The 15,072-nt window shown below is 66.9% G+C and carries 16 protein-coding genes and 1 tRNA gene; 15 read left to right on the top strand and 2 right to left on the bottom strand.

All coding sequences use genetic code 11. The annotated features are described in order from the left end of the window. Positions 1-9: 9 nt before the first annotated feature. Positions 10-963 carry an AAA family ATPase gene (locus ACTXG9_RS10210; protein ID WP_021202627.1) on the bottom strand — a complete coding sequence of 318 codons (954 nt, stop codon included), beginning with the start codon at positions 961-963 and terminating at the stop codon, positions 10-12. A gap of 42 nt (positions 964-1,005) precedes the next feature. On the opposite strand from ACTXG9_RS10210, the gene ACTXG9_RS10205 reads away from it, so the two are divergent. Continuing rightward, entirely contained in the window at positions 1,006-2,841 is a 1,836-nt protein-coding gene (locus tag ACTXG9_RS10205; RefSeq protein ID WP_241885377.1) for a glycosyltransferase family 39 protein, read from the top strand. Between the two features lie 101 nt (positions 2,842-2,942). On the opposite strand, the gene ACTXG9_RS10200 is transcribed toward ACTXG9_RS10205, so the two are convergent. After that, positions 2,943-3,512, bottom strand: a complete 570-nt coding sequence (locus tag ACTXG9_RS10200) for a Maf family protein (RefSeq protein WP_019659502.1) — start codon at positions 3,510-3,512, stop codon at positions 2,943-2,945. Between the two features lie 113 nt (positions 3,513-3,625). On the opposite strand from ACTXG9_RS10200, the gene ACTXG9_RS10195 reads away from it, so the two are divergent. The 14 genes from ACTXG9_RS10195 to ACTXG9_RS10130 all read left to right on the top strand — a co-directional run bounded on the left by ACTXG9_RS10195 (position 3,626) and on the right by ACTXG9_RS10130 (position 15,045). Then, positions 3,626-4,135, top strand: a complete 510-nt coding sequence (locus ACTXG9_RS10195) for a YceD family protein (RefSeq protein WP_019659501.1) — start codon at positions 3,626-3,628, stop codon at positions 4,133-4,135. 107 nt (positions 4,136-4,242) lie between these two features. Beyond that, positions 4,243-4,437, top strand: coding sequence for a 50S ribosomal protein L32 (gene rpmF / locus ACTXG9_RS10190; RefSeq protein WP_005408308.1), 195 nt, complete (start codon positions 4,243-4,245; stop codon positions 4,435-4,437). Between the two features lie 91 nt (positions 4,438-4,528). Continuing rightward, entirely contained in the window at positions 4,529-5,506 is a 978-nt protein-coding gene (locus ACTXG9_RS10185) for a beta-ketoacyl-ACP synthase III (RefSeq protein WP_019659500.1), read from the top strand. 76 nt (positions 5,507-5,582) lie between these two features. Further along, positions 5,583-6,365 carry a BUD32 family EKC/KEOPS complex subunit gene (locus ACTXG9_RS10180; RefSeq protein WP_019659499.1) on the top strand — a complete coding sequence of 261 codons (783 nt, stop codon included), beginning with the start codon at positions 5,583-5,585 and terminating at the stop codon, positions 6,363-6,365. A gap of 147 nt (positions 6,366-6,512) precedes the next feature. Continuing rightward, positions 6,513-7,457 carry an ACP S-malonyltransferase gene (fabD, locus tag ACTXG9_RS10175; RefSeq protein ID WP_019659498.1) on the top strand — a complete coding sequence of 315 codons (945 nt, stop codon included), beginning with the start codon at positions 6,513-6,515 and terminating at the stop codon, positions 7,455-7,457. A gap of 81 nt (positions 7,458-7,538) precedes the next feature. Further along, a complete protein-coding gene (fabG, locus tag ACTXG9_RS10170; RefSeq protein ID WP_005408312.1) occupies positions 7,539-8,282 on the top strand; it encodes a 3-oxoacyl-ACP reductase FabG in 744 nt (247 codons plus the stop codon). A 152-nt stretch (positions 8,283-8,434) separates the two neighbouring features. Continuing rightward, positions 8,435-8,674 (top strand): acyl carrier protein, encoded by a 240-nt coding sequence (gene acpP / locus ACTXG9_RS10165; RefSeq protein ID WP_005415509.1) that lies wholly within the window; start codon positions 8,435-8,437, stop codon positions 8,672-8,674. Positions 8,675-8,816: 142 nt separating this feature from the next. Next, entirely contained in the window at positions 8,817-10,079 is a 1,263-nt protein-coding gene (gene fabF, locus ACTXG9_RS10160) for a beta-ketoacyl-ACP synthase II (RefSeq protein ID WP_019659496.1), read from the top strand. A gap of 92 nt (positions 10,080-10,171) precedes the next feature. After that, entirely contained in the window at positions 10,172-11,536 is a 1,365-nt protein-coding gene (locus ACTXG9_RS10155) for an aminodeoxychorismate synthase component I (RefSeq protein WP_188250351.1), read from the top strand. A gap of 232 nt (positions 11,537-11,768) precedes the next feature. Then, on the top strand, positions 11,769-12,830 hold the full coding sequence (mltG, locus tag ACTXG9_RS10150; RefSeq protein ID WP_019659494.1) for an endolytic transglycosylase MltG: 1,062 nt from the start codon (positions 11,769-11,771) through the stop codon (positions 12,828-12,830). Beyond that, complete coding sequence (tmk, locus tag ACTXG9_RS10145) at positions 12,827-13,492, top strand: dTMP kinase (RefSeq protein ID WP_019659493.1); 666 nt, start codon at positions 12,827-12,829, stop codon at positions 13,490-13,492. Before mltG ends, tmk begins: the two co-directional genes overlap by 4 nt. Next, on the top strand, positions 13,489-14,445 hold the full coding sequence (locus tag ACTXG9_RS10140) for a DNA polymerase III subunit delta' (RefSeq protein WP_014646193.1): 957 nt from the start codon (positions 13,489-13,491) through the stop codon (positions 14,443-14,445). Before tmk ends, ACTXG9_RS10140 begins: the two co-directional genes overlap by 4 nt. Continuing rightward, the gene (locus ACTXG9_RS10135; RefSeq protein WP_004146965.1) at positions 14,442-14,795 is read left to right on the top strand and encodes a PilZ domain-containing protein; all 354 of its coding nucleotides are present in this window, start codon (positions 14,442-14,444) and stop codon (positions 14,793-14,795) included. Before ACTXG9_RS10140 ends, ACTXG9_RS10135 begins: the two co-directional genes overlap by 4 nt. A 175-nt stretch (positions 14,796-14,970) precedes the next feature. Beyond that, a tRNA-Val gene (locus tag ACTXG9_RS10130) sits at positions 14,971-15,045 on the top strand. Positions 15,046-15,072: the final 27 nt, after the last annotated feature.

The raw sequence follows: 15,072 nt of genomic DNA, 5'->3' as shown, positions 1-15,072 counted from the left end.
TGGCCACGTTCAATCCACCGCGACGGTCTGCAGGATCGCGCGTGCCAATGCCGGCCCCGAACTGGATTCGGCTTCCGCCACCAACCGGTGGCCGGCCACGGCGACGAACAGCGTCTGCACGTCCTCGGGCACCACATGCCCGCGACCCAGCAGCAGTGCATGTGCTCTGGCTGCACGCAGCAGCGCCAGGCCGGCACGCGGCGACAGGCCGACGCGCACGCCTGCGTGCTGGCGGCTGCGGGTCAGCAGGGCCTGCACATAGTCGATCAGCGCGTCGCTGGCATGCACCTGGTTCACCGCGTCGCGCAACGTGCGCACCTGGGTGTCATCCAGCTTCGGCACGGCCCGCGCGATCAGGTCGCGGCGGTCGCTGCCACGCAGCAGCTCGCGCTCGGCCTGGGCGCTGGGATAGCCCATCGCCAGCCGCAGCAGGAAGCGATCCAGCTGTGAATCCGGCAGCGGGAAGGTGCCTGACAGGTCCACCGGGTTCTGTGTGGCGATGACGAAGAAAGGGTCCGGCAGCGGGTGCGTCTGCCCGTCCAGGGTGACCTGCTGCTCGGCCATCGCTTCCAGCAACGCGCTCTGCGTGCGCGGGGGGGCGCGATTGATCTCGTCGGCCAGCAGTACGTGGGTGAATACCGGGCCTGGGTGGAACTGGAACTGGCGGCTGCCGGCTTCATACACCGACACGCCCAGCACATCGGCCGGCAACAGATCTGAGGTGAACTGCACGCGCTGGAAACTGAGGCCCAGGCTGCTGGCCAGCGCATGCGCCAGCGTGGTCTTGCCCAGGCCGGGCAGGTCTTCGATCAGCAGGTGGCCGCCGGACAGCAATGCGACGAAGGCCAGCCTGACTTCCGGCACCTTGCCCAGCACCAGTGCGTTGACCTGATCCTGTGCCTCCCGCAGGGCCTGACGCAATTGATCGGTTAGCATGCTGGGATTGGGGGACGAGGCTGGCATGATCGTCTCAGATCTGGAATCCACTCGATTATCCATAGAGCAATGCAAGGCGAACAGCGCGCACGGACGATATTTCTCTGGTTATGGACGCTGGTCACAGCGGCCAAGCTGATCGTTGCCGCGCGCCTGCCGCTGTTCGTCGACGAAGCGTTCTATTGGCAGGAAGGCCAGCATCTGGCCGCAGCCTATTCGGACCTGCCCGGGCTGACCGCGTGGCTGGCCCGGCTGGGCGTTGAGATCGGTGGCCATCACGTGCTCGCGTTGCGCCTGCCATTCCTGGCCATCGGTGCGCTGCTGCCGCTGCTGGTAGTGCGCACGGCCACGCGCTGGTTCGGCAACGTGGCCGGTTGGCAGGCGGGCAGCCTCACGCTGTTGATGCCGTTGTCGGCGACGCTGGGCCTGCTGGCGGTGCCGGACGTGCCGATGGCACTGGCGGCGGTGATCTGCCTGCATGCCGGCGCGCGCCTGCTGCACAACGTGGATGCCTCCTCGGCGATGAAGCTGGCGCTGGGCCTGTTGATCGGTGCGCTCAGCCATTACCGCTTCATCGGTGTCATCGGCGTGGGTTTCATTGCGCTGCTGGCATTGCCGCAGGGGAGGCGCATGCTGGCCGATCCGCGCGTATGGGTCGCGTTGGCGGTGGGCGTGCTGGCGTGGCTGCCACTGCTGGCGTGGAATGCGGACAACCACGATGCCGGGCTGAAATTCCAGGTGGTCGAGCGTCATCCCTGGGCCTTCGAATGGGGCGGGCTGTGGTTCCTGGTGATCCAGCCGATGCTGGTGACGCCGATCCTGTGCATGGCGATGTGGAAGGTAGCGCTGGCAGGAACCCGGAGCGGTGGCGGCGCGCGCGTGCAGTGGCGCTATTTCGGCCTGGTGGGCGGCGTATCCACGCTGGGCATTTTCGTGCTCGGCTTCTTTACTGACGTCGAGCGGATCAGTTTCCACTGGCCGCTGCCGGGTTACCTCGCACTGCTGGTGGCGGTGCCGGTGGTGCTCAACGGCTGGCCGCGCTGGCTGCGCCGCACCGGCTGGTGGTTGGCCGGTGCGGGCATGGTGCTGGCCTTCGGCTACTACCTGATGGCCTCCACGCCGGCACTGCGCGAGCAGATGGCCGGCAGCAAGTACTACCCGCGCAATTTCGCCGGCTGGCAACCCCTGGCGGTAGCGGTGCGCGAGGAGTTGCGGCAGATGCCGCAAGGGACACGCGTGCTGGCCGGCAACTTCAAGGTTGGCGCTGAACTGGGTTTCCAGCTGGGCAATGGCAACATCGAGGTGCTGCCGCATCCGCTCAATGACAAGCATGGCCGCACCGCACAGCTGGCACAGTGGGGCCTGCTGCATGAGGGCGAGCGCACGGCGCCGATGCTGCTGGTGCTGTCACCCAGCGACCAGCGTTATCGCGAACTGCTGGCGCGCTATCACGCCATCTGCGATCAGGTGGGCCCGCTGCCTGCGCCACGCGTGGTCAGCAGTGATCACGGATTCCAGCGCTTCCTGTTGTTCCGCCTGCCGGTGCAGCGCGCGCAAGGGCCGTGCGTGACGCCGGCGATGGCGTGGCTGGATGCGCCGTCCAACGGCGAGAAGGTGTCCGGCACGCTCGCGATCAAGGGCTGGGCGTTCAAGGATGGCGTCGGCCTGGCGCGGGTTGAAGTGCTGGTCGATGGCCGCTCCATCGGTGATGCCCGCTACGGGCGTGTGTTCGACGTGCGCCACACCTGGCCGGACAGTACCGATCCGCAGCATCCGGCGGTGGGCTTCGACGCATCGTTGGATACCACCACGCTGGCTCCGGGCAAGCACTGGCTCGGGCTGCGCCTGCATGGCCGCGATGGCAGCGTGGAGGCGTGGCAGGAGCAGCCGTTCGAGGTTCGTTGAGGTCCTCTGGTCCTGTAGAGCCGAGCCCATGCTCGGCTGCTTCTGCTTCAGATGCAGGCAGCCTCAAAAAAAACAGCCGGGCATGGGCTCGGCTCTACCGTTCACGGCACCGCGAAACCTGCCCTGCGCAGCAATCCGCATAGCGTGATCAGCGGCAGGCCGATCAGCGCGGTCGGGTCGCGGTTGTCGATGGCGTCGAACAGGCTGATGCCCAGGCCCTCGCATTTGAAGCTGCCGGCGCAGTCCAGCGGCTGTTCGGTGGCCACGTAGCGGGCGATCTCGTCCGGTTCCAGTGCGCGGAAGCGGACCTCGGTCAGATCGGTGGCCGTGAATGATGCTCCATCACGGCTGAGGCAGACGGCGGTATGGAAGTGCACGGTCTGCCCGGACATCGCCGCCAGCTGTGCGCAGGCGGCCTCGACCGTACCCGGTTTGCCCAGTGGCTGGCCGTTCAGGTCCGCGACCTGGTCCGAGCCGATCACCCACGCGCCGGGATGCCGGCACGCCACCTCGACCGCCTTGGTGGCGGCCAGGCGGGTGGCCAGGGCCAATGGCGCTTCGTTGTTCAACGGGGTTTCATCCACCTCAGGGCGCGCGCAGTCGAAGGGCAGGCCCAGCCGCTGCAGCAGTTCACGGCGGTAGCGGGACGTGGAGGCCAGGACCAGTGACATGCGACAATACCGGGGCAGGGCGAAGCAGTCTGGCCCGTCTGCAGCGCCAGCGGCAAGTCCTGTATGGCGGGCATTTGACAGCCGCCGCTCCGATCCTTAGTATTCAGCGGCTTATGTCCGCGAACGTGCCCGAAACGCTGGATGCCTGGCGGATGGTTGTAGCGCGAAGGCGCTTCGACGGTCAGGTCTCCCTGGCTGAATTGACCCGCCTGCAGGGGTTGGTCGCAGATACCGACGGCGAGTGCGTCTACTCGCTTGAATTCGGTCGCGACGACGTCTTGCGGGTATCCTATGTGGAACTGACCATCGACACCGCGTTGCCGCTGACCTGTCAGCGCAGCATGCAGCGATTCCTGTTGCCGGTGAAGGTGACCCAGAGGCTTGGCCTGATCCGCGACGAGGACGAGGAATCGTCCCTGCCGGAGGAATACGAGGCGTTGCTGGTGCCGGAAGATGGCCAGCTGAAGCCGCTGGATCTGGTCGAGGACGAGCTGGTGCTGGCGGTGCCGGTGGTACCGCTGTCGCCCGACGGTGAAGCAGTCGACAAGGACTGGGCGCCGAGCGAAGAAGAAACAAAGAAGGCCAACCCGTTTGCGGCGTTGGCGGCATTGAAGAAACAATAGCAGCCGGTTGTCGTCGGCGGCTGCGGCGAAAGCGAAAAGTGTGCTGGGCGCTGGCGTCCTGTGCGACGAAACGACGAAGCAAAACGAACCGAGTTTGGAGCAATCCCATGGCTGTCCAGAAATCCCGTGTTACCCCGTCCCGCCGCGGCCAGCGCCGTTCGCATGACGCCCTGAGCGCCAAGCAGCTGTCGACCGACCCGACCACCGGCGAAGTGCATCTGCGTCACCACATCACTGCCGATGGTTTCTACCGCGGCAAGAAGGTCATCCAGACCAAGACCTCGGCCGTCGAAGAAGATTGATGTGCCGGGAAGGCCGCTGCCTCCGGGCAGCGGCCTTTGCCTTCTTTCCCGGGCGTGCCGGTGATCGGCGGCCCGCGCAACAGGAAACATGATGAGCAAGCGGATCTACTCGAGGATCGCGGGCACCGGCAGCTATTTGCCGGAAAAAGTCCTGACCAACGCCGACCTGGAAAAAATGGTCGAAACCTCGGACGAGTGGATCCAGTCGCGCACCGGCATTCGTGAACGGCACATCGCGGCCGAAGGCGAAACCACCAGCGACCTTGGCTACAACGCCGCCCTGCGCGCGCTGGAAGCCGCAGGCATCGACGCTTCGCAGCTCGACATGATCGTGGTCGGTACGACCACGCCTGACCTTATTTTCCCGTCCACCGCGTGCCTGATCCAGGCCAAGCTCGGTGTGGCCGGGTGCCCCGCCTTCGACGTCAACGCAGCCTGCTCGGGCTTCGTGTTCGCGCTGGGCGTGGCCGATAAATTCATCCGTTCCGGTGACTGCAAGCACGTGCTGGTGATCGGCACCGAAACGCTGACCCGCATGGTCGACTGGAACGATCGCACCACCTGCGTACTGTTCGGCGATGGCGCTGGCGCCGTCGTGCTCAAGGCCGACGAAGAGACCGGCATCCTCAGCACCCACCTGCATGCCGACGGCAGCAAGAAGGAGCTGTTGTGGAACCCGGTCGGCGTCTCGAGCGGTTTCAAGGACGGCGCCAACGGTGGCGGCACCATCAACATGAAGGGCAACGACGTGTTCAAGTACGCCGTCAAGGCGCTGGACTCGGTCGTGGACGAGACCCTGGCCGCCAACGGCCTGGACAAGTCCGACCTGGATTGGCTGATTCCGCACCAGGCCAACCTGCGCATCATCGAAGCCACCGCCAAGCGCCTGGAGATGTCGATGGACCAGGTGGTGGTGACTGTCGACAAGCATGGCAATACCTCGTCCGGCTCGGTGCCGCTGGCGCTCGACGCCGCCGTGCGTTCGGGCAAGGTCGAGCGCGGCCAGCTGCTGCTGCTGGAGGCCTTCGGTGGTGGCTTCACGTGGGGTTCGGCTCTGTTGCGCTATTGATAGTGCAAGTTACGACAATGTGAAGCTTTGTCGTTGCGGCCCTCCGGGGCCGTAACGCGTTTAAGGAGGACCTGTCATGGTTGAGCCCATCGTCATCGAAGGGCAACGTGCCTGGCTGAAGCAGTACGGCAAGGGAAGCCGGGCGCTGGCCCTTGGCCTGCTCAATTTTGTTGCCCGTCGTTTCCACCTCGATGCCCTTCGTCCTCCTCCGCACCGTGGCGGCGACGCCGCACGCGAAACCGAGGCCCGCCGCCTTGCAGAACTGCAGGCGCAGGGTGTGAACGTGCCTGACGTGCTGGGCACCGGCCATGCCGCGCTGGTAATCGGCGACAACGGCAGCTCGTTCAATACCTGCCTGCGCCAGGCCGACGAGGCCGGTCGTGATCGGCTGGTCATGGCGGCGATGCAGGCCATTGCCGAAGCGCATGCGCGCGGCGCCTATTTCGGCCAGCCGTTGCCGCGCAACCTCACCTGGGATGGCGACAAGGTCGGTTTCATCGACTTCGAGGAAGATCCACTGGAAGTGATGGACCTGTCCGAAGCCCAGGCCCGCGACTGGCTGATGTTCGGCTATGGCGTGGCCAAGTACTATGCCGACCGCCCCGAGCACCTGCAGGCGATGATGGCCGAGGCGATGGGCGGTGCCCAGGCACCGGTGCGCGAGCACGTGCATGCGGTCAGTGGCCGCCTGCGCAGCCTGGCCAGGGTCTGCATGAAGCTGGGCCGGTCAGCGCGCGCGCTGGCCCATTCGATCTTCATCACCCACGGTGCCAGCACTGCTGGCGTGCTGATGCTGGTGGGCCTGTGCGTGGATTTCCTCGCCGACGGCGATCTGGACGTCCTGCAGCTGTTCTGCTGATCGTCGGCCGGGGTCAGATCCCATTTCCGGTGGAAAAGGGATCTGACCCTGTCATTGCTCCATACGCCTGCATACGCGCACGTACAGACGACACAGCGGATTCCCCCTTATCATGGCCCGCTTCGATTGCAACAAGCGGATGACCGCGTGACCGTATCCACCCTCGCTTTTGTCTTCCCCGGCCAGGGCTCGCAGTCTGTGGGCATGCTGGCCGAGCTGGCCGAACTGCACCCGCAGGTGCGTGAAGCCTTCACCGAGGCATCCGATGGTGCCGGTGTCGACCTGTGGGCGTTGTCCCAGGGCGGCCCGGAGGAAATGCTCAACCGTACCGAATACACCCAGCCGGCCCTGCTGGCCGCCAGCATCGGCGTGTGGCGCGCCTGGAACGCCGTGGGCGGCCCGCGCCCGTCGGTGCTGTCCGGCCACAGCCTGGGCGAGTACACCGCCCTGGTCGCCGCCGGCGCGCTGAGCCTGCATGACGGTGCGCACCTGGTGCGCCTGCGTGGCCAGCTGATGCAGGAAGCGGCACCGGCCGGTGTCGGGGCCATGGCCGCCGTGCTCGGTGCCGAAGACCAGCTGGTGCTGGACGTCTGCGCCGAAGCCGCAGGCAGCCAGGTGGTGGTGCCGGCCAACTTCAATTCGCCGGGCCAGATCGTGATCGGTGGCGACGCCGATGCGGTCGACCGTGCACTGGCGCTGCTGGCCGAGAAGGGCGTGCGCAAGGCGGTCAAGCTGGCCGTCAGCGTGCCCTCGCACACCCCGCTCATGCGCGAAGCCGCCAACCGCCTGGCCGAAGTGATGGCCGGCCTGTCCTGGCAGGCGCCGCAGCTGCCGGTGGTGCAGAACGTCGATGCCCAGGTGCACGACGGCGTGGACGCCATCCGCACCGCGCTGGTCCAGCAGCTGTACCAGCCGGTGCAGTGGACCGGTTGCGTGCAGGCGCTGGCCGCCCGCGGCATCACCCAGATCGCCGAGTGCGGCCCAGGCAAGGTGCTGACCGGCCTGGTCAAGCGCATCGACAAGGCCATCGACGGCCGTCCGCTGGCCACGCCGGGCGACTTCGAAGCCGCCCGCGAGGCATGGTCGGCCTGACCTTCCCTGTTCCTGCCGGCCGTACCGGTGGCCGCTGCAAGCGGCACGGTGCGGCGGCCGCTCCCGTCTGAGGAAAACATCATGAGCAAGCCCCTGCAGGGTGAAATCGCACTGGTCACCGGTGCCAGCCGTGGCATTGGCGCCGCCATCGCCGATCTGCTGGCCGCCCAGGGCGCCACCGTCATCGGCACCGCCACCACCGAATCCGGCGCTGCCGCGATCGGCGAACGCCTGGCTGCCCACGGCGGTCACGGCCGCGCGCTGAACGTCACCGATGCCGCCGCGCTGGACAGCGTGCTCGATGGCATCGCCAAGGAATTCGGCCCGATCTCGATCCTGGTCAACAATGCCGGCATCACCCGCGACAACCTGCTGATGCGCATGAAGGACGAGGACTGGGCGTCGATCATCGACACCAACCTGACCAGCGTGTTCCGCACCAGCAAGGCGGTGATGCGCGGCATGATGAAGGCACGCAAGGGCCGCATCATCAACATCGCATCGGTGGTGGGCGTGACCGGCAACGCCGGCCAGGCCAACTACGCCGCGGCCAAGGCCGGCATCATCGGCTTCAGCAAGTCGCTGGCCAAGGAAATCGGTTCGCGCGGCGTCACCGTCAATGTTGTCGCACCTGGCTTCATCGACACCGACATGACCAAGGCGTTGCCGGAAGAAGCGCGCACCGCGCTGATCAACGACATCGCCCTCGAACGCCTGGGATCGCCGGAAGACATCGCCCATGCGGTGGCCTTCCTGGCCAGCCCGGCTGCCGGTTACATCACCGGCGAAACCCTCCATGTGAACGGCGGCATGTACATGCCGTAAGCAAGGGGCGCAGGGATTGCGCCGCAAGTGGTTGATCTGCGGGGGTTTTTGCTGCAATGCAAGGCCGCGCCGGTTTCCACTACACTATCCCACGGCCATCGCCCTTGATGGCGACCACTTTTGAACCACAACTCCATCTGGAGCGAGATCCCATGAGCACCATCGAAGAACGCGTCAAGAAAATCGTCGTCGAACAGCTTGGCGTCAAGGAAGAAGAAGTCACCAACAGCGCATCGTTCGTCGATGACCTGGGCGCTGACTCGCTGGACACCGTCGAGCTGGTGATGGCCCTGGAAGAAGAATTCGAGTGCGAGATCCCGGACGAAGAAGCCGAGAAGATCAGCACCGTGCAGGCCGCCATCGACTACATCAAGGCCCACGTCAAGGCCTGATGTCAGACGGCAGTGCGCGCGCGGGCTCACGCTCGCCGCGCACCGCACCCCATGGGGCCGCAGTTGCGGCCCCGTGTGTTTGGGCATCACACCGAAGCAAACCGTGTTACCCGATTGAACCTTCGGGTCAGGAGAATCAGCAATGAAGCGTCGCGTCGTCGTAACCGGCCTGGGTATCGTCTCGCCGTTGGGCAATGATCTGGCCAGCAGCTGGGAAGGCATCACCCACGGTCGTTCGGGCATCGGTCCGCTGACCAACATTTCTGATGCCTACCTGGATCGGTTCACCACCAAGATTGCAGGTGAGGTCAAGGGCTTTGACATCACCGCCGACAACGAACTGTTCGGCAAATTCCGGGTCAGCGGCAAGGATGCCAAGAAGATGGACCCGTTCATCCATTACGGCCTCGGTGCCTCGTTCATGGCCCTGCACGACTCGGGCCTGGAGATCACCGACGCCAATGCCGAGCGCATCGGCGCCATCGTCGGCGCCGGCATCGGCGGCCTGCTCGGCATCGAAGAGCAGACCATCGAGTTCCACGAGGGCAAGAAGATCTCGCCCTTCTACGTGCCCAAGACCATCATCAACATGCTGCCGGGCCAGCTGAGCATCATCACCGGCCTGAAGGGCCCGTCGTTCTCGGCGGTGTCGGCGTGCGCGACCTCGAACCATTCGATCGGTACCGCGATGCGCATGATCCAGTACGGCGACGCCGACGTGATGGTGGTCGGCGGTGCCGAACGTGGCTCGTCGCCGACCGCACTGGGTGGCTTCTGCGCGATGAAGGCCATGAGCACCCGCAATGACGCCCCGGAACAGGCTTCGCGCCCGTGGGACAAGGACCGTGACGGCTTCGTGCTGGGCGACGGCGCCGGCATCCTGATCCTGGAAGAGTACGAGCACGCCAAGGCGCGTGGCGCAAAGATCTACTGTGAACTGGCCGGCTTCGGCGCCAGCTCCGACGCGTACCACATGACCGCACCGAGCGAGAACGGCGAAGGCGCCGCGCGCTGCATGGTCATGGCCATGAAGGACGCGGGCGTGACCCCGGAACAGGTGGGTTACCTCAACGCGCACGGCACCTCCACGCCGCTGGGCGACCTGGGCGAGACCATGGCCATGAAGACCGCCTTCGGCGACCACGCCTACAAGATGATGGTCAGCTCCACCAAGTCGATGACCGGCCACCTGCTGGGCGCTGCTGGCGGCGTGGAAGCGATCTTCTCGGTGATGGCGCTGCAGGACAACGTCATTCCGCCGACCATCAACCTGCAGCAGCCGGGCGAAGGCTGCGACCTGGACTACGTGCCCAACGAAGCACGCCAGGCCAAGGTCGACGTGGTGATGTCCAATGGCTTCGGCTTCGGCGGCACCAACGGCACGCTGATCTTCAAGCGCGTCTGACCGAGTTGTAGCGTCGGGCCATGCTCGATGCCGCGTTCTACGGAGCCGCCGCAAGGCGGCTTCCGTGCATCTGAACCCCCGACCTGGCCGCCATGACCCACGCACCGCTGATCCACCCGCTGTCGCACCCGATCGATCTGCTGGCCCTGCAGCAGCATGACCCGGCGCGCTTCCCGCTGCTGATGGAATCCACTGCCTCGGGCACCGCCCAGGGCCGCTGGAGCCTGCTGCTGGCCACGCAGGGCGAGGGCCTGCGGCTGGACGCCGATGGCCAGGTGCGCGACCTGCAGGGTGCCGTGCAGCCCGGCACGTTCCTGCAGGCGCTGGATCGCGCCTGGCAGCACGAACGTCTGCCGCACGACGGCAGCCACAGCCTGCCGTTCCGTGGCGGCTGGGCGCTGATGCTGGACTACGAAGTGGCCAGCCAGATCGAACCGGTGCTGCCGGCGCGCGCGCGCGCGGACGGCCGCCCGACCGCGCTGGCGCTGCGCTGCCCGGCCGCGGTGCTGCACGACCACCAGAACGACGCCAGCTTCGTCATCGCCGAAGCCGGTGAGCAGACCCTGCTGGAGGCGCTGATGACCTTGGCGTCGCAGGCATTGCCGGAGGCCGGGCAGGGCTGGCAGCCGCCGCAGTCGGTCGGCGAGGATGCGCCACAGCGCTTCACCGATGGCGTGCGCCGGGTGATCGACTACCTGCGTGCCGGCGATGTGTTCCAGGTAAACCTGTCGCGGCGCTGGAGCGCGCAGTTCGCCGCGCCGGTCAGCCCGCAGGCGTTGTATTCGCAGCTGCGCCGTGCCAACCCCGCACCGTTCGCCGGGTTGTTCAGCGCGCACGGCCGCCACGTGGTCAGTTCCTCGCCGGAACGGCTGGTGTCGGTGCATGCCGGCCACGCGCAGACGCGTCCTATTGCCGGCACGCGTCCGCGCTTCGAGGGCGACGATGATGCCGCGCGCATCCAGGAACTGGTCGGGCACCCCAAGGAGCGTGCCGAGCACGTGATGCTGATCGACCTGGAGCGCAACGACCTGGGCCGTATCTGCCTGCCCGGTACCGTGGTGGTCGATGAGCTGATGACCGTGGAGAGCTACGCGCATGTGCACCACATCGTCAGCAACGTCAGCGGCCACCTGCGCCCGGAGGTCACGCCCGGCGAGGTGATCGCCGCCACGTTCCCGGGCGGCACCATCACCGGCTGCCCCAAGGTGCGCTGCATGCAGATCATCAGCGAGCTGGAGCAGGTGCCGCGTGGTGCCTACACCGGCGCGTTCGGCTGGCTGAACCGCGATGGCGACCTGGACCTGAACATCCTGATCCGCACCGCCGAAGTGGACGGCCAGGAGGTGAGCTTCCGCACCGGCGCCGGCATCGTGGTCGATTCGGACCCGGACAAGGAACTGGACGAGACCCGCGCCAAGGCCCGCGGCCTGCTGCGCGCGCTCGGCCAGCAGGGGTAGTGCCGGCCGCTGGCCGGCAACGCCATTCCCCCACGGTGGGTGCCGACCGTTGGTCGGCACGGAGTCCTCCATGGCCATTCATCCACGCATGGCGTGGATCTACTGATCGCCGCGCCAGGCATGGATTGTGGTGGGTGCCGACCGTTGGTCGGCACGCAGGCGCGACCCCGGTCATGACCCCAATCCACCGGCACGGTATCCTGCACGACGGAATCGAGTTCAGAGGTAGTCCATGGCGGGAGCCAAGCGCGGGTGTCTGTTCGTGGTAACGCTGGTGGTGGTGCTGGCCGCCGTCGTGGCCGGCGCGGGCGCGTGGTTCTTCTACCAGCAGACCCGGTTCGCCGATGCCCCGATCACCCCGACCGCCGAGAGCGTGGTCATCGCCAGCGGCGATGGCATGAACAGCGTGCTGCGCAAGCTGCGCGATGCCGGCGTGGACGAGGGCCAGGACACCCAGTGGCAACTGCTGGCGCGCCAGCTCGATGCGGCCGGCAAGCTGAAGGTGGGCGAGTACGCGCTCAGTGGCGAGCTGACCCCGCGCGAGCTGTTGCTGCGCATGCGCGCCGGCAAGGTGCTGCAGCACCGCGTCACCATTGTCGAGGGCTGGAACATCCGCCAGCTGCGTGCTGCACTCAAGCGCGCCGAGCCGCTGCTGCACACCACCGATACCCTGGATGACGCCGCGTTGATGCAGCGCCTCGGCTTCGGTGGCCAGCACCCGGAAGGCCGCTTCCTGCCGGAGACCTACGTCTACCAGCGCGGCGACAGTGATCTGGACGTGCTCAAGCGCGCCCACGCCGCAATGGAAAAGGCGCTGGACGAAGCCTGGGAAAGCCGCGCGCCGGACCTGCCGATCAACACGCCCTACGAACTGCTGACGCTGGCGTCGATCATCGAGAAGGAAACCGCGCTGGCCAGCGAGCGCCCGCAGATCGCCGGCGTGTTCATGCGCCGCCTGAAGATCGGCATGCGCCTGCAGACCGACCCGACCGTGATCTACGGCATCGGTGCCGCGTATGACGGCAACATCCGCCGCCGCGACCTGACCACCGATACGCCGTACAACACCTATACCCGTGCGGGCCTGACCCCGACCCCGATCGCCATGCCCAGTCGCGACGCGCTGATGGCCGCCGCGCAGCCGGCCGCCGGTGACGCGCTGTACTTCGTCGCCGTGGGCGACGGCAGCGGCGCGCACGTGTTCTCGCCCAGCCTGGAGCAGCACAACGCCGCCGTAGCCCGCTACCTGCAGCAGCTGCGCCAGCAACGTACCCAGGAGATCCCGGCGCAATGAGTCCCGCGCTGCTTCGTCACCCGCGTTTCGTCAGCCTGGAAGGCGGCGAGGGCGCGGGGAAGACCACCGCCATCAATGCCATCCGTGACTGCCTGCGCAGCCACGGCCACGAGGTGGTGCTGACCCGCGAGCCGGGCGGTACGCCACTGGCCGAGCGCATCCGCGGCCTGGTGCTGAAGCCTGATGCCGAGATCGCTGCCGAGCCGCTCAGCGCCGAAGCCGAGTTGCTACTGGTGTTCGCCGCACGCGCCCAGCATGTGCGCCAGGTGATCCGGCCGGCGCTGCAGCGCGGTGCCTACGTGCTGAGCGATCGCTTCACCGATTCCAGCTACGCCTACCAGGGCGGCGGCCGTGGCCTGGATCCGCAGTGGATTGCCGACCTGGAGCGCCGCGCGGTCGGCCTGCTGCCGGGCTTGACCCTGCTGCTGGATGTGGATGTGGCGGTGGGCCGCGCCCGCGCGAATGGCCGTGACCTGTGGCCGGACCGCATCGAGAGCGAGCAGGACGATTTCTTCCAGCGCGTGCGCGCCGTGTTCCGCAGCCGCGCACAGCAGGACCCGCAGCGCTTCGCGCTGATCGACGCCGGCCAGGTGCAGGAACGCGTGGCCGCCGATGTGGTCGCACGTATCGAGCGTTGGCTGCAGGACGGGGAGGGCGCATGAGCACGTTTTCGCCGTGGCAGCAGCGCGCGTTCGACCAGACCGTGGCCGCGCTCGACGCCGGTCGCCTCGGTCATGGCCTGCTGATCTGCGGCCCGGCCGGGCTGGGCAAGCGCGAGGTGGCGCTGGCGCTGGCCGACCACGTGCTGGCGCAGGGTGATGCAACGCACGCCACGCGCACGCGCCAGCTGATCGCCGCCGGCACCCATCCGGACCTGCAGCTGGTCAGCTTCATTCCGAACAAGAGCGGCGACAAGCTGCGTACCGAGATCGTCATCGAGCAGGTGCGCGAGATCACCGAAAAGCTGGCGCTGACCCCGCAGTACGGCGTGGCGCAGGTCGTGATCGTCGATCCGGCCGATGCGATCAACCGTTCGGCCGCCAACGCGCTGCTGAAGACGCTGGAGGAGCCGCAGCCCGGCCGCTACCTGTGGCTGATCAGCAGCGATCCGGCACGCCTGCCGCAGACCATCCGCAGCCGTTGCCAGCGACTGGAATTCAAGCTGCCGCCGCAGCACGAAGCACTGGCCTGGCTGCAGCAGCTGGGCCACAGTGAAGCATCGGCGCGCGAAGCGCTGGAGGCCGCCCGCGGCCATCCCGGCCAGGCCGACAACTGGCTGCGCGAAGACGGCCTGAGCCTGCGCCGCGAAGTCGGTCGAGATCTGGAACAGCTGGCCGCCGGCAAGACCGGCGCGGTGGAGCTGGCGCAGAAGTGGTGCGGTGATGACAACGCGGCGCTGCGCCTGCGCTTCGCTGCCGATCTGGCGCTGGCCCAGGCCAGTACCGATGCCTTGACCACGCCGGAGCGATTGCACAAGCTTGCAGCCTGGTTCGATGCGGCCAACCGCACCCGGGACCTGCTGCGCACCACGGTGCGTGCAGACCTCGCGGTGGTCGAGTTGCTGCTGGCCTGGAACAAGGTGAACGAGCGGCCTGCCGCAAGGGGAAATCGATGAGTGCCAGCAACGCCCGCCAGGGCATCCTGTCCCTGGCTGTGAAGGACAAGGCCGCGCTGTACAGCGCGTACATGCCGTTCGTGAAGAATGGCGGCATCTTCGTGCCCACGCCCAAGCGCTATTTCCTGGGCGACGAGGTGTTCCTGCTGCTGACCCTGCCCGATTCCAGCGAGCGCCTGCCGGTGGCCGGCAAGGTGATCTGGGTGACCCCGGCCGGCGCGCAGGGCAACCGCACCGCCGGCATCGGCGTGCAGCTGGCCGACGGCGCCGAAGGCGAGGGCGTGCGCCACAAGATCGAGACCCTGCTGGCCGGGCTTACCAGCTCGGACAAGCCGACCCATACGATGTGATTCCGGTAGCGCCGGGCTGGGCTCGGCTGCATGCCCCGAAACGCCTGTGAACCCGCTGTTCTGTAGAGCCGAGCCATGCTCGGCTGCGCACCCCGAAAACACCCGTGAACACGAATGTGAAAAAGTGTTGACGGCCTCTGAAAAGCCCCTATAATGAGCGGCTCAGCAACACACCGGGCGGTTAGCTCAGCGGTAGAGCATTGCCTTCACACGGCAAGGGTCACAGGTTCGATCCCTGTACCGCCCACCATGTTGCAGAACGAAAGAAGCCTCCAGA

The organism is Stenotrophomonas maltophilia group sp. LNF247, from assembly GCF_054083135.1.
Note: the sequence above shows the minus strand (reverse complement) of the source record. Positions and strands in the feature narration are given on the sequence as shown.